Origin of the sequence: Longitalea arenae, from assembly GCF_016924755.1 — a bacterium.
Taxonomy (GTDB): Bacteria; Bacteroidota; Bacteroidia; order Chitinophagales; family Chitinophagaceae; genus Niastella; species Niastella arenae.
In genome coordinates this window covers 839,182-854,526 of the sequence record NZ_JAFFJX010000001.1, presented here as the reverse complement: position 1 = coordinate 854,526, position 15,345 = coordinate 839,182, and the positions used below count along the sequence as shown (strand labels likewise).

At 47.1% G+C, this 15,345-nt stretch carries 15 protein-coding genes; 4 read left to right on the top strand and 11 right to left on the bottom strand.

Going from position 1 to position 15,345, the window contains the following annotated elements:
- Positions 1-60 precede the first annotated feature (60 nt).
- The 11 genes from nuoH to JT717_RS03695 form a co-directional block, all read right to left on the bottom strand.
- Positions 61-1,128, bottom strand: coding sequence for an NADH-quinone oxidoreductase subunit NuoH (nuoH, locus tag JT717_RS03745; protein ID WP_205508833.1), 1,068 nt, complete (start codon positions 1,126-1,128; stop codon positions 61-63).
- Between the two features lie 124 nt (positions 1,129-1,252).
- Entirely contained in the window at positions 1,253-2,344 is a 1,092-nt protein-coding gene (locus tag JT717_RS03740; protein WP_205508832.1) for an NADH-quinone oxidoreductase subunit G, read from the bottom strand.
- A 54-nt stretch (positions 2,345-2,398) separates the two neighbouring features.
- Entirely contained in the window at positions 2,399-3,763 is a 1,365-nt protein-coding gene (gene nuoF, locus JT717_RS03735) for an NADH-quinone oxidoreductase subunit NuoF (protein ID WP_205508831.1), read from the bottom strand.
- A 109-nt stretch (positions 3,764-3,872) separates the two neighbouring features.
- Entirely contained in the window at positions 3,873-4,373 is a 501-nt protein-coding gene (locus tag JT717_RS03730; protein WP_205508830.1) for an NADH-quinone oxidoreductase subunit NuoE family protein, read from the bottom strand.
- A gap of 134 nt (positions 4,374-4,507) precedes the next feature.
- Complete coding sequence (locus JT717_RS03725; protein WP_205508829.1) at positions 4,508-5,731, bottom strand: NADH-quinone oxidoreductase subunit D; 1,224 nt, start codon at positions 5,729-5,731, stop codon at positions 4,508-4,510.
- Between the two features lie 11 nt (positions 5,732-5,742).
- Positions 5,743-6,246 (bottom strand): NADH-quinone oxidoreductase subunit C, encoded by a 504-nt coding sequence (locus tag JT717_RS03720; RefSeq protein ID WP_205508828.1) that lies wholly within the window; start codon positions 6,244-6,246, stop codon positions 5,743-5,745.
- A gap of 125 nt (positions 6,247-6,371) precedes the next feature.
- Positions 6,372-6,950: an NADH-quinone oxidoreductase subunit B gene (locus JT717_RS03715; protein ID WP_205508827.1), complete on the bottom strand. Its 579-nt coding sequence runs from the start codon at positions 6,948-6,950 to the stop codon at positions 6,372-6,374.
- Positions 6,951-7,088: 138 nt separating this feature from the next.
- On the bottom strand, positions 7,089-7,496 hold the full coding sequence (locus tag JT717_RS03710) for an NADH-quinone oxidoreductase subunit A (RefSeq protein WP_205508826.1): 408 nt from the start codon (positions 7,494-7,496) through the stop codon (positions 7,089-7,091).
- A gap of 153 nt (positions 7,497-7,649) precedes the next feature.
- Entirely contained in the window at positions 7,650-9,341 is a 1,692-nt protein-coding gene (locus JT717_RS03705; RefSeq protein WP_205508825.1) for a tetratricopeptide repeat protein, read from the bottom strand.
- Between the two features lie 54 nt (positions 9,342-9,395).
- Positions 9,396-10,328, bottom strand: coding sequence for a PstS family phosphate ABC transporter substrate-binding protein (locus JT717_RS03700; protein WP_205508824.1), 933 nt, complete (start codon positions 10,326-10,328; stop codon positions 9,396-9,398).
- A gap of 142 nt (positions 10,329-10,470) precedes the next feature.
- Positions 10,471-10,704 carry a hypothetical protein gene (locus tag JT717_RS03695; RefSeq protein ID WP_205508823.1) on the bottom strand — a complete coding sequence of 78 codons (234 nt, stop codon included), beginning with the start codon at positions 10,702-10,704 and terminating at the stop codon, positions 10,471-10,473.
- 248 nt (positions 10,705-10,952) lie between these two features.
- Between JT717_RS03695 and JT717_RS03690 the strand changes: the two genes are divergently transcribed.
- The 4 genes from JT717_RS03690 to JT717_RS03675 all read left to right on the top strand — a co-directional run bounded on the left by JT717_RS03690 (position 10,953) and on the right by JT717_RS03675 (position 15,341).
- Positions 10,953-11,438: a low molecular weight protein-tyrosine-phosphatase gene (locus JT717_RS03690; protein WP_240347797.1), complete on the top strand. Its 486-nt coding sequence runs from the start codon at positions 10,953-10,955 to the stop codon at positions 11,436-11,438.
- Between the two features lie 48 nt (positions 11,439-11,486).
- A complete protein-coding gene (gene hisS, locus JT717_RS03685) occupies positions 11,487-12,851 on the top strand; it encodes a histidine--tRNA ligase (protein ID WP_205508822.1) in 1,365 nt (454 codons plus the stop codon).
- A gap of 25 nt (positions 12,852-12,876) precedes the next feature.
- Positions 12,877-14,565, top strand: coding sequence for a DUF4836 family protein (locus tag JT717_RS03680; RefSeq protein ID WP_205508821.1), 1,689 nt, complete (start codon positions 12,877-12,879; stop codon positions 14,563-14,565).
- A 107-nt stretch (positions 14,566-14,672) separates the two neighbouring features.
- Positions 14,673-15,341, top strand: a complete 669-nt coding sequence (locus JT717_RS03675) for an ATP-binding cassette domain-containing protein (protein ID WP_240347796.1) — start codon at positions 14,673-14,675, stop codon at positions 15,339-15,341.
- Positions 15,342-15,345 lie beyond the last annotated feature (4 nt).

Here is a 15,345-nt window from a genome sequence, read left to right as displayed (position 1 = left end):
TCACTACTAAAACCGCAAAAGTATTTTTCTTTCTTCAATACTTCAATTAAATCCCTGCACTTAAAATTTCCAACCATTGGCCTTCAATAATACGATTGCTGCGGTAACTACCATATTTACCAGGCTGAGCGGGATCAATCCTTTCCAGCCCAGGTTCATCAGCTGGTCATAACGGAAGCGCGGGATGGTCCAGCGCACCCACATGAACACGAAGATGAAGATGGCCACTTTAATGAACAATGACAATCCCTGCAACAGTACCAGCCAATTGCCCATACCGCTGAGGCTTGTATCATTGATGAACGGAATATCATAACCACCCCAGAACAAGGTAACCATTACCACACTGCTGATGAACATGTTGATGTATTCAGCAAACAGGTAAAAACCCAGTTTCATGGAAGAATATTCCTGGTGGTAACCAAAGTTCAATTCATTTTCTGCTTCAGGCAGATCGAAGGGTGTACGGTTACATTCGGCAAACGCACATACCAGGAATATAAAGAATCCCAGCGGCTGGTATAATACATTGTACCAGCTATCGAGCTGCTGCCCAACGATCTCACTCATTTTCAAAGAACCGGTCAGCATTAATAACGCGATCAGCGACAAACCCATGGGCAGCTCATAACTGATCACCTGTGAGGCGCCGCGCAGGGCGGCCATCAGCGAGAACTTGTTATTGGAAGCCCAGCCTCCGATCATAATACCATATACACCCATGCTCACAACGCCAAACACATATAAGATACCAATGTTAATATCTGCGATCTGCAAATTCACTTCGCGGCCAAACACATTCAGCGTACCCCCCCAGGGGATCACCGCTGAGGTCATCATGGCCGCCAGCATGGCTAAACAGGGACCCAGAATGAACAGGAAGCGGTTCGATGTATTGGGAATGATCTCCTCCTTCATGAACAGCTTTAACCCGTCGGCCAGCGGTTGTAAGATGCCGAAAGGACCGGCCCGGTTAGGACCGCGGCGATCCTGGATAAAAGCAGCTACTTTACGTTCAGCATAGGTTTCATACATGGCGATCACCAATGATATAGAAACGATGCCTACAATGAGTACCAGTTTCTCGATCACTAAAAACAAGTCAATAGCTAATAAAGCAGAATGCATTTTTGTTGTTTATTATCGTCAATGGTGAATGGTCAATGGTGAGTAAACACACCTTATTGCCAAACCTCAAAATTCGTTTCTTACTTCTTACGTCCCTCTCTCCTGCCACCTGGGTCACCCGGGTTTACCCTTTTCCCTCTTTGAAGTCGTTCGAGTGCGCCGGGCCCGGGATCTTCGACAGGTCGACATTCGGTTTATTCACTTCACTTACCGAATGGATATCCATCAACAGTCGGGGCTGACGGCCGCCCAACACTTCCGGTAAGGCTTCCTGTGGCTTCACGGTTCCCACATAATGGTTCGCGCTGATCACAGAATGGCGGCTTACCTTGGTAGGACCTTCGATCACCCAATCGCTTGTTTTCTTTTTTTCAAAACGGCATTCATTACAGATCCAGTCCTGCACCTCGCCCCACTGATCTTTACGGCCGGTAACGCGGAACACTTCATCGCCGCGGTGCCATAATGTTACTTTACCTGAACATTTGGGACAATCGCGGTGCGCATCTACCGGCTTCAGGAACCAAACGCGGTTCTTGAACCGGAAGGTCTTATCGGTCAATGCACCTACCGGACAAACGTCAATGACGTTACCGATAAAATCATTATCCAGCGATTTCTCAATGTAAGTAGCGATCTCAGCGTGGTCGCCCCGGTCTAATACACCGTGAACGCGTTTATTGGTCAACTGGTCGGCGGTAAATACACAACGGTAACACAGGATGCAACGCGTCATGTGCAGTTGTATATAAGGCCCCAGGTTATGTTTTTCAAATTGACGGCGGGGGAATTCATAGCGGGTATCTTCTGCGCCATGTTCATAGCTCAGGTCCTGCAAATGGCATTCACCGGCCTGGTCGCAGATCGGACAATCGAGCGGATGGTTGATGAGCAGCAGTTCCACTACCCCTTTCCTGGCATCCTGCACCCGTTCGCTGGTAATATTTTTCACCACCATGCCATCCATCACATTGGTACGGCAACTGGCCACCAGCTTTGGCATCGGGCGCGGATCGGCCGTTGAGCCTGCTGCTACTTCTACCAGGCAGGTACGGCATTTTCCACCACTGCCTTTCAGCTTGCTGTAATAACACATGGCAGGCGGCGCTACTTCTCCCCCGATCATGCGGGCTGCATTCAGGATACTTGTTCCCGCCTCCACCTCAATGGTGATGTTATCGATGGTTACTTTAAATAATTTAGGTTGATCAGCCATATTCACCCCAAATCCGCCTACTGGCGGACTATTTAGTTTTTAAATTTATTTCGTTTACGCCTTAGGTGCTGCCAGTACAGGCAACGGATCGGCATAATGCGCCAAACCATAATTCCTGTTCTGTGCTGCATTCGGGTACTGCACATGCCATTCGAATTCATCTCTGAAATGACGAATGGCTGCTGCTACCGGCCAGGCCGCGGCATCGCCTAACGGACAAATCGTATTCCCTTCTATCTTACGTTGAATATCCCATAACAGATCGATATCGCTCTTCTTGCCCTTTCCGTATTCAATATTCTTCAGGATCTTTTCCATCCAGCCTGTTCCTTCGCGGCAGGGCGAACATTGTCCGCAGCTTTCATGGCGATAGAAACGCGCCAGGGTCAATGTATGACGCACCACGCACTGGTCTTCATCGAGCACAATAAAACCACCCGATCCCATCATGGTGCCGGTGGCAAAACCACCATCCGCCAGGCTCTCATAGTTCATCATACGCTGTTCCCCTTTCGCTGTCTTCAACAAGAGGTTAGCAGGCAGAATGGGCACTGAAGAACCGCCCGGGATACAGGCTTTCAGGCGTTTGCCATGCGCAATACCGCCGCAATACTCATCGCTGTATATGAACTCTTCCACCGAAATGGTCATATCTATTTCATACACGCCCGGTTTGTTGATATTACCGCAAGCGGAAATAAGCTTGGTACCGGTTGATTTACCAACACCGATCTTCGCATATTCATCGCCGCCCATATTGATAATAGGCACTACAGCGGCCAGCGTTTCCACGTTGTTCACCACGGTAGGGCAGTCCCACAAACCCTTTACGGCAGGGAATGGCGGTTTGATCCTCGGATTACCTCTTTTACCTTCCAGTGACTCCAGCAGGGCTGTTTCTTCCCCGCAGATATAAGCGCCGGCGCCGCGCTGTACATATATTTCCAGGTCGAAGCCGGTGCCGAGAATATTCTTTCCCAACCAGCCATTGTGTTTGGCTTCGGCAATGGCCTGTTCCAGTATATCAACGATCCACGCATATTCACCGCGGATGTAAATAAATGTTCTGTTAGAACCCAGCGCATAGGAAGCTACGATCAAACCTTCCACCAGCAGGTGCGGAATGAATTCCATCAGGTATCGATCCTTGAAGGTCCCGGGCTCCGATTCATCTGCATTACATACCAGGTAACGGGGAACACCTTCTGGCTTGGCCAGAAAGCTCCATTTCATACCGGCAGGGAAACCAGCGCCACCACGGCCACGCAAACCACTTTTCTTTACTTCTTCCGTAACCTGGTCGGGACTCATGTTTTTGAGCGCTTTTTCTACACTGCGATAGCCGCCTTCACGACGGTACACCTCGTAGGTGCGGATCCCCTGAACATGCGCTTTTTCTAATAATAGTTTTCTTCCCATATTTATCAGAAGAACCGTTTCAAGTTCCAGGTTTCAGGTTTCAGGGATTTCCCTGCAACCTGTAACTTGCAACCTGTAACAGCTCGCTACTTTTAATGAACTTCAAATATTAATTATTCGTCACAGCGTTCCTTTCACATTCCAGTATAATAGCATCTATCTTCTCCTTCGTCAGGTGCTCGCGGTAATGTTTGCCCAATTGCATCATGGGAGCATAACCGCAGGCGCCCAGGCATTCTACTGTTTTCAGGGTAAACAAACCATCGGCTGTAGTTTCCCCTACTTTAATGCCCAGCTTGTTCTTTATATATTCAATAATATCGTCGCTGCCATTCAACATGCATGGTCCGGTTTGGCAAACTTCAAACACATATTTACCTACCGGCTTCAGGTTGTACATGGAGTAAAAAGTAGCTACCTCATACACTTCGATGGGTTCTAATTTGAGTAAAGAAGCCACATAATCCATGGTCTCTGCACTCAACCAGCCTCCAAACTCTTCCTGGGCAAGATGCAATACGGGTATCAAGGCACTTTTTTGCTTTCCCGCCGGATAGCGTGCTATGATCTCGTTTACCTTATTTAATTTCTCTGCAGAAAATTGAGCCACTGTTATTGAAATATTTTTGTTTTAGTAATTAGCACAACCTGTCGGCTGTAGTCGCGATTAGCTAATTAGCAGATCGTTTATTGTTTCCATTAGCACATTAGCCAATTAGCACATTAGCACATTAGCACATTGCTCTATGCGTCCATCTCCCCGGCGATCAGGTTCAAACTACTCAGGGTAATGATCGCATCACTCAGCATCGCACCTTTTGAGATTTCTTCGTACGCCTGGTAATAAACAAAACATGGACGACGGAAGTGCAGGCGGTATGGCGTACGGCCGCCATCTGTGATCAGGTAAAATCCTAATTCGCCATTGGCGCCTTCTACCGATTGATACACTTCACCGGCCGGCATGTCAATTTCACCCATGATGATCTTGAAGTGCCAGATCAGCGCTTCCATTTTCGTATATACGTCCTTCTTCTCGGGCAGATAAAATTCCGGGATATCGGCGTGGAATACCTCGGCTTCTTTTCCTTTGAACTCTTTCACCTTCTTCATGGCCTGTTCAATGATGCGCAGCGATTGCCACATCTCCTGGTTACGCACCAGGAAACGATCATAACAGTCGCCGGTGCTGCCCACCGGTATATCAAAGTCAAATTCTTCGTAGCTGCTGTATGGCGTATGCACCCGAACATCGTAATCAACACCGGCCGCCCGCAGGTTCGGACCGGTAAAACCATAATTCAGCGCTCTTTCGGCAGTGATCGGTCCGCACCCGATGGTACGTTCCATAAATATGCGGTTGCGGTTGAACAGGTTCTCAAATTCTTTCAGCACTTTGGGATATTCGCGCAGGAATTTCTCGATCTTCTCAAATGCGGTATTGTTGAAATTCCTTTCAAAACCGCCTATCCGGCCAATATTGGTCGTAAGCCGTGAACCACACACCTCTTCATAGATTTCATAGATCAGCTCGCGGTATTGCATCACATACAAAAAGCCGGTGAATGCACCGGTATCAACCCCAACAATGGAGTTACAAATAAGGTGATCGGCTATACGCGCCAGTTCCATAATAATAACACGCAGATAGTCGACCCGCTTGGGGGTTTGCACCCCTAATAATTTCTCGCAGGTGATATGCCAGCCCATGTTGTTAATGGGCGCTGAGCAGTAATTCAGACGGTCGGTCAGCGGAGTGATCTGGTACAGGGGCCGGCGCTCCGCGATCTTTTCAAACGCACGGTGAATATAACCTATCGTTTGTTCGGCTGAGATGATGCGCTCACCATCCAGTTCCAGGATATTCTGAAATACACCATGGGTAGCCGGGTGCGTAGGCCCTAAGTTCAGGGTTGTGGTCTGTTTCTCAATGGAGCCTTCGGGTAATTTTATATGCTGATCACTCATAAATTGTAATGTTAGCGTCCGAACATATCGTCGTCCTTGTCAATACGGGTTTGTTCTTCCAGCGGATACTCTTTGCGCATCGGGAAATAATCCATTTCATCCACATTCAGGATCCGCTTCAGGTTAGGATGGCCTATAAAGTTCACCCCGTAAAAATCATAGGTCTCTCTTTCCATCCAGTTGGCCGCTGAAAATAACGCAGTGGCACTGAACACATCAGGGCTTGTAATATCAGTGAACACCTTGAACCGGATGCGTACATTGTTGGTAAGGCTGTGCAGGTGATAAACAACCGCCAGCTCACGTCCTTTATTATCTGGATAATGAACCGCCTGCAGATCGGTGAGGAATTGAAATGCCAGATCCGCTTCATCGTACAGGAACTGAAGCACTTTCAGGTTTAATTCTTTAGGCGCTTCGAAAGTAAGCATGCCATAAGGCTCCTGAAATTGCTGAACCTGCTCACCAAACTTTTCAGTTAACCGCTGTTTGATATATTCGTTCGTTAATGCCATATCTCCATCTCCGCTATCAGCGGAGCATTTATTTTTATGGTTCAAATGACAATTACGGTAACCAATTAGCCCATTAGCAAATCAGCTAATCAGCACAACCCGCCCCGACCTTTAGTCGGGATTGACTATTGTATTCCGTAACTTTCCATTAATTGTTTGTACTTATCGCTGTTCCTTCTGCGCAAGCTCTCGTTTCCGATCAGCTCCTGAATTTTCATGATGCCATCAATGACTGCTTCAGGCCGGGGAGGACAACCAGGTACGTACACATCTACGGGAATGATCTGGTCAATACCCTGCAAAACGCTGTAGGTATCGAAAATGCCGCCGCTGCTGGCACAGGCACCCATGGCCAGTACCCAACGGGGCTCTGCCATCTGCAAATATACCTGTTTTACAACCGGCGCCATCTTTTTGGCAATGGTGCCCATCACCATCAACAGATCACACTGTCGGGGTGAAAAACCCACGCGCTCTGAACCAAAGCGGGCCAGGTCGTAGTGAGCGCCCATGGTAGCCATAAACTCAATCCCGCAACAAGAGGTAGCGAAAGGCAGCGGCCAGATGGAGTTCTTCCGGGCCAGTCCAACCACCTTATCGAGGCTGGTTGAAAAGAAACCCTCACCCATATAACCTTCAGGACCTTCCTTTACCAGTTTCACATCGGTTTGACCGTAAATATTATATTGAACAGGACGTGCCATAACTTAATTTGATAATTTGATAATTGGCTAATTTGATAATTACTCGCTACAGTATAACACCCAGCACATCCTTAATGTTCCCGAAGGCCGCGCAAAAGCATTAGCACATTATCACATTAGCACATTAGCTAATTAGTTTTAGTCTTCCCACTTTAACGCTCCTTTCTTGATAATGTATATAAAGCCGCACAGAAAAAATGTAATGAACATCAATACGGCTCCGAATCCACTCCAGCCCAGCTCTTTAAAGTTCACTGCGTAAGGATAGAAAAAGATCACTTCCACATCGAACAACACAAATAAGATCGCCACCAGGAAGTATTTAATGGCCATCGGCTGACGCGCATCGCCATGGCTTTTAATACCGCTGGTAAAAGTTTCCAGCTTGTCGGCTGTATTACGTTTGGGGCCCAGCCAGTGGGTAACGCCCATCATACCAGCTACAAAAACAATTGCGAAAATTAATTGAATAGCAATAGGAAGATACCAGAAGGAACTGTCGGGATCGTGGGCAACGGCGGTATTGGAGACTTGTAACAGGTACATATTCATAACCCGTTTTGGTTTAGGCGCAAAAATAAGACAGGGTTTTATATTTTCAACTTCTTAATGGATTAAAATAAAAATCCCCCGCCGCTTTTTTGCCGGCAGGGGACTGAATATGATACGATTAACTGTTAGTTTACCGTTTGTTAACCCTTATTTCTTCTTGGTAGCTGCGCCGCCGGATTTGCTGCTGGTGGTGCCGCTTGATTTCTTCGGTGCAGTGGCCGGTGCCGGCTTGGTTGCTTTTTGCAAAATAGGCTTCACCTGGTTTGCAAACTGGTTAGCAGGGTCGCTGGCCAGTATACGGTCAACATAGCTCAATGCTGTTTTAGCGTCTTTTTTAACATCATTATAATATGAGGTCAACGCAGCCCATGCGCCAATCGCCTGTGCTTTATATTTTGTAGAATCCAGCTTCATGGCCATTTCTGCCAGCTTTTCCTGGGCAGGTGCAAATCTTTCTGACTGCATGGTGGTATCGCTGGCCTGAACGGTACGGGCGCACCAAAGGTAACCGTAGATCTGATCAGGGTACTTTGTCTGGTACAGATTACAGAAAATGCTGTCGGCAGTAGCATAATTGGCTGCCTGGTAATTGGCCATACCCCAGTTATACAGATCGGTTTGGGTAGGCTCTTTTTTCAGCTTGTAAGCTTCGCCCAGCCAGTTGGCTTCCTGTAAGCGGTCGCCGCTTTTCTTGGCCAGGGCAGCACCTTTGGTGATATATTTTACTTTGTTCTCTGCAACTGTGTCTAAATCAACTGCTTTTTTCAGGTTTTCGAAAGCCTGTGCTTCCTGACCCGGTGTTTTGCTATTGATATTGGCCAGCTCTTCATAGTCGGCGGGCAGGATCGCATCCGGACTTTGTTTCGCAAAATACTCGGTAATATATTTATTCGCACAGGTCATGTCCTGAAGGGTATCGCAGGCATAAGCCACCATTTTATACATCCGGGGCTCTACCTTCTCACCATACTGACTGATCAAACCCAATGCTTTGTCCTTTGCCTCATTAAATTTACCGGAAGCGAAAAGGAAGTCGGTTCTCAGGTATTCAATTTCAGGGCCCTGGTCGAAATTAGCGATATAGCTATCGAGGTAAGGAGCCGCTTTATTTACATCTTTGAAATACCAGTAGTAGAACAGTTCATAGTAAGTGGGGGCATATGCCGGATCGAGTTTGATGGCTTCTTCGAAATTCTGGGTGAAGAGCTCGGTATTGCGCTGCGTAAGATACACTTTAGCGATCTTATGTTTGGCTGCTGCATATTTGGGATCTAAACTCAGGGCTTTTTGGTAAGAAGTAACCGCATTACCGCCATCGATCAGTTTACGGTAAGCATCTCCCATGATAATATAGGTCTCGGGATTTTTAAAGTTCTTTACCTGTGTAGCCTGATTGAGTTTTTCGATAGCATAAGTAGCATCGCCCAGCTTGGCATCTACGTTCGCACGGCCAATGGCATTGAATACCTCCACGTCTTTTCCTTTGGTTAAGGAAATGGCGGTCTCAAAACGCTGGCGGGCATCATTGGTTTTGCCTTCGCGCAGCTCTATTTCGCCCATGCCCACCAGGATCAGCGGAGCATTGCCATTTTGCTGCAGTGCCTTTTGATAGAGATTCTTGGCTGCGGTAGAATCTTTTTGCTCGAGCATGGTTTGTCCCAACCAGTATGTTGCTTCAATATTATTCGGATTCGATGCCAGCACCTTCTCAAAATTTTCCCTGGCGCTCTTGTATCTTTCGTAATAGAAAAACTTCCTCCCCTGATCCACACTCTGGGCAAATAGCACATTGCTACCCAGTACAACCATGGTTACAAAACTGATGAATCGCTTGCTCATTGTAAGTCGCTATTTTTTTAAAGTTTTATAATGTATTAGGAATCCGCTGTTTGTTTATTCACTTATCTGCATTTTCCGCTCTACGAAGCTCATTCTCGCAGGCAATAAGTATGCCCGATTAAATATTTTTTGCCCTTTCTCGTAGATAAGAAAGTTTGCAAAACCGTTGCCAAGCCCATCAAAATTCTCCTTTAAAATGAAATACAGGGGCCTGATCATGGGGTACCTGTCGTACGCAATATTATATTGTACAGGATCAACATATGTGCCATTACATCCGCGGCACTCAATTTGTGCAATTTTAACTTTTTTCAGGAAACTGAGCTGAGTGGTATCATCTTTATTACCGATCCAGCTAACTCCCAGCAAACCAATGGCATCCTGGTTCTTAGAAACATAATCGATCACGCCTTCCGAATTTTGCGCTGCCACCACATTCGACGACAGCGGCTCCCCCTTCAACAGCGAATCCACTACAAAGCGCACGGTGCTGGTAGCCGTTTTTCCATCGAGCAAAACCTTGTATTTGTACCCGCTGGTGCCTTTCGCCATAGACCGGATATCCTGCATGGTAAATAAAGTATCTTTTACCTGGTTGTTCACGATCACCGCAATGGCGTCGAAAGCAAGCGGGCCGTAACTGGGCCTGAACTGCAGCTTTTTGGTAAGTGTTGTTTCCTCTGCTTCTGTCAATGGTCTTGTTACGATCACCATGCGGATACTGTCAACATTCAGGTCCCGCAGGCATTCAGCCTCCGGCTTGTATTGAACCATTATGTGTGCATCAGGATGTTGGGATTCGAAAACCTGGATCTGTGAGTCGATCACCGGTCTGAAACTTTCATCCACGCTGATGTGGATGGTGCCGCTGACTGTAGTTTCCTGGGGTTTGGTGGCGGGTGAACTGCATGCAGTTACCATCATATTAATACCACCTAACAAGAATACGCCCCGTAAAACCGATCTAACATACCCTAACCATTTCATCTTAATATCTTCTTTATTTTTTTATAGCTGGCAACACCGCTCATTAACCTGGTCATTTAATTAAATTTTAATCGGTTCTGCCAGTTATAAACCTATTAACAATTTTATAAAGGCCGGTAGCCTACTGCGTTAGTGCTGCACCTTATCGGTAATAATTTCTTTTTATGCCGCGGTAGATCCTGAACCCGCCATACAACAAACATATTCCACCGAAAATATAGGAAAACGGCGAAGGGAAAACATCCCCCAACCCTACCCGCTCTGCAAACATCATCGCCCCTCCCATGCCGGCATAAATGATACCCATTCCAAGATCCATGATCGACCGCCTGTTGACATATGCCCTTTGTTTTTTGTCTTCTAGTTCCGATGCCATTTTAACATATTTAGGGTCCGGGCAAGATAAGAAATAAACACGTTACGAAAATCCCGGTTTTCATGACTTTATTCAAAAAATAGGATGCAAATCAAGATGATTTCCATAAACTGGCCCTGGCCTGCCCTTTCTAATCCTGTTCTAATCCGCCCTCCTTCCACTGCCAGTAAAGCAGAAACTATCAGTTATCTTTGCCGGCTATTGAACATCCATCCCATTACTGCGGATGGTTAAATAATACAGCGCAGATGAAAATCTTAATGGTTTGTTTGGGTAATATATGCAGGAGCCCGCTGGCCGAAGGCATTTTACAGCAGAAAGTGCAGCAGCAAGGATTGGCGTGGACGATCGACAGCGCCGGCACCAATGGCTATCACGTGGGCGAAGCACCGCATCGCTTGTCGCAGAAAGTAGCCCTGTTGAACGGGATCGACATCAGCCACCAGCGCGCCCGCCGCTTTACGGCCGCCGACTTCAAACAGTACGACAAGATCTACGCCATGGCAGAGGATGTAATAGAGGAAATGCAACGCATTGCCGGTAAAAACTTCGATGCCAGCAAAGTGGATCTGCTGATGAACGAACTGCATCCCGGAAAAAATATGGACGTGCCCGATCCCTGGTATGGTACCGAACCCGGCTACCATGAAGTATTTGCCATGATCGACCAGGCATGCGATAAGATCGTGGAGAAATATCGCATTCTCAACAATGAACGTCCGCTTTCAAAGTAGGACTTTAAATCACAACCTTCATTCAACTAAAATTTCCAAAACAGCATAATGGCTAAACCAGGTTTACCACAGGGTACAAGAGATTTCGGACCAGAAGTGGTTCGCAAACGGCAATATATTTTCAATACGATCCGCAGTGTTTTTGAACTGTATGGTTTTCAGCCGCTGGAGACACCGGCCATGGAAAACCTCGACACCCTCATGGGCAAGTATGGCGAGGAAGGCGATAAACTGATCTTTAAGATATTGAATAACGGGCTCGACAATCCTGATAAACACCAACAGGCCCGCGCAGATTTTGAAAAAGTGCTGGAAGGAAAAAATGTTAAAGGTTTAACAGAACGGGCGCTCAAATACGATCTCACCATTCCGTTTGCCCGCTATGTGGCTATGAACCATGGCCAGCTCACCTTTCCGTTCAAGCGCTACCAGATCCAACCGGTATGGCGGGCCGACCGGCCCCAGAAAGGCCGTTACCGGGAATTCTACCAATGCGATGCCGATATCGTGGGCAGTAACGCGCTGTTGAATGAGGTGGAACTGGCAAATATTTATAATGATGTTTTCACGCAACTGGGTGTAACTGGTTTTGAACTGCGCATCAATAGCCGCAAGCTGCTGGCCGCCCTGGCAGCGTTCTGCGGAGGTGCAGAGAAAATGATCGACATTACAGTCGCCATCGACAAACTCGATAAAATAGGCCTCGATAAAGTAAAAGAAGAACTGGCTCAGCGAGGATTGAACAACGAACAGATCGACACCATTGAAAAATACCTGGCCATCACCGGTTCCAACGAAGATAAACTGGAACAGATCAGCGCATTGCTGGGTCACCTGGAAATTGGCAGAAAGGGAATTGAAGAGCTGGAAACCGTCAACCGGCAATCGGCCATCGACAATCTGGTGATTGACTTCACGCTTGCCCGCGGCCTCAACTATTACACCGGTATCATTTTCGAAGCCAAAGCCCCTGCCACCGTAAAGATCGGCAGTATCGGCGGCGGCGGCCGCTACGATGACCTCACCGGTCTTTTTGGCGTGCCGAATATCCCCGGCGTAGGCATCAGCTTTGGGGTAGACCGTATTTACGATGTGATGGAAGAGCTGAAACTGTTCCCCGAAGGGGTGTACACCGGCACCCAGGTCTTATTTTTTAACCTCGGCGCCGAAGAAAGCAAAACCGCTTTCGCCACCATGCAAAACCTGCGGAAACAGGGCGTTCGTTGTGAATTGTACCACGAAGCTGCCAAAATGAACAAACAGTTCAACTACGCAGAAAAGAAAAATATTGGTTTTGTTGTAATTATTGGTAGTCAGGAGATACAAAGTAATACAGGGGTCGTTAAAAACCTGAAAACGGGCGCCCAGGAGACCCTGCCACTTGCAGACCTTACCAATAAATTGTTTATTTGAGCTCTATTTTAACCAAACCGATGATATGCAACGTAACCTGTTATCCATTTTTCTGCTGGCTGTAGCCATGATCAGCATCGTATCCTGTAAAAACAACAAATCGGGCATCGCCATTCCTAAAGATGCTTCGTTTGCGATCGTTTTAAATACCAGTTCATTAACATCCAAAGTGAGCTGGCAGGAAATTCAACAAAGCGAATGGTTTAAAAAATTATACGCTGAGCAAACCGATTCTTTGAGCAGAAAATTATTGAACGATCCCACCAGCTCCGGCATCGACCTGAAAAATGAACTGGCCTTTTTCGTTAAAAAAGAAGGCAAAGGGGGCTATATGGCATTTGAAGGGGGCGTAAAAGACGCTGCTGCCTTTGAAGCATTTGCCGCTAAACTGAACCAGAACAGCAAAAAAGCGGTTAAAAGCGGTGATGTGAGTGTGATCACTTACAGCAGTAAAAGCCTGGTTGCGTTCACCAACAACCGCTTTGTATACATTATGGATGCACCCATACCCGATGCAGGCGCCAAATATCTGAGCAGCGAAGAAAGCCAACCATACTCTTTCCCCACAGATAGCTTACAACAATTTGCCGTGCAGTTGTTCGATCTGCCGGCCAAGAACAACCTGGTGGGTGACGACCGCTTTGCTGCGGTGAGAAAAGAAAGCGGCGATCTTCATTACTGGGTAAATGCCGAATCATATGCTAATAGCCTGGGGGGGTTATTATCCGTGCTTAAAATGAATGTGCTGTTCGAAGGCAATGCGTACGGCGCTGCGCTGAACTTCGAGAATGGCAAGATCACCCTGAGATCAAAAGCCTTCTATAATAAAGACATGAAGGCCCTGATGGAAAAATATGCCGGCGGCAAAGTAAGTGAAGCGATGATCAACCGCATTCCTTCCAAAAATGTAGTGGCTGTATTTGCTTTTAAATATCCGCCCCAGGGTTTGATCGACCTGCTGAAACTGATGGGTGTCGACGGTATAGTGAATGGTTTCCTGGGCAACGAAGGCTTCAGCACCGCGGAATTTGTAAAAGCCAATAAAGGGGATGTACTGTTATCAGTAAGCGATTTCGAGATCAAACCCACTGAAACTACATTTACCGATCCGGAGACTGGTGATCCTGTTACCCTCAAGAACGAAATGCCTAATGCCAATATCTTGTTCGCCACTTCGGTGAATGAAAAGCCGGCATTCGACAAACTGTTCGGCATTCTGCAAACAAAAGTGCAGGCGATCTCACCCGCCATAACCAGCAAAGTACATTTTCAGCTGAACAACGAATGGTTCGCTGCCGGCAACTCCCCCGAGCAGGTGAACGGTTATTTAAAAGGCGGCAATAACCAGTTCCCTTTCACCAGCCGCATCAGTGGCAAGGTGTTCGGTGGTTATATCAATATACAGCAAATCCTGAAGAACACCGCTCCCATCATTTCCGACAGCAGCGCCAGGGTGGCGATGGACCTGTCGGTAAACATGTGGCAGGATGTATATATGACCAGTGGCGGCCTGAAGAATGGTGCTTTTGAAGGCGAAGCTGAAATAAACCTGGTTGATAAAAGCACCAACAGTTTGAAACAACTGAACAAATACCTGGATGCCATTTCAAAAGAACTGAACAAGGGCAGCAAGCAATATGATGACCAGGCCATGTTAAAATACAGCGATCCCGCAGCATTAAGCGTGGCTGCGCTTGAACCTGCATTGCATTAGTAAACAATTTTTAGGTGTGTCACGCTTCCTGGCAACAGAAGCCTAAGTGTGGCACACCTGCATACAAGCCTGCTCACCGGAATAAAAAACCAGGGCAGGCTTGTTTCATGATCAAGCAATTATTTCCGGCAACCATGCAACTTCAATTACAGCAACTCTTACCGGTTTATTTCGACGAAAGCCAGCGCAGCGGTTCTGAAGTTTGGCGCAAAGACCTGAGCTTTACCAAAGGCGAGTATGTCAAGATCGTGGCGCCTTCCGGCAGCGGCAAATCTTCGCTCATGCATTTCCTGTATGGCCTGCGCAACGAGTACAGTGGAAATATTCTATATAATAACCGTCCCCTCAGGCTGTATACTGCGGAAGACTTCGCCAGCTACCGCAAAGATCATGTAAGCATTGTATTCCAGGACCTGCGTTTGTTTCCCGAGCAATCGGTCTTTGAAAATATTGAACTGAAAAGGCAGCTGAACCCTTTCCATCCTGCCGAAAAGATCAAAGAAATGGCAGAACGCCTGGGTATTGGCAACAAACTTCAGGCAAAAAGCCGTATCTGCTCCTATGGCGAACAACAGCGGGTGGCCATTATCCGCGCACTGATGCAGCCCTTCGATTTCTTACTGCTCGATGAACCATTCAGTCACCTCGATGATAAGAATTCGCAGAACGCCATGCAGCTGATGCTCGAGGAAGCCAAACTGCGCAATGCGGCCATCATTTTTGCCGACCTCGAGCGCATAGACTATTTCCCGTACACCCGATTGTTTCACCTGTAATTTT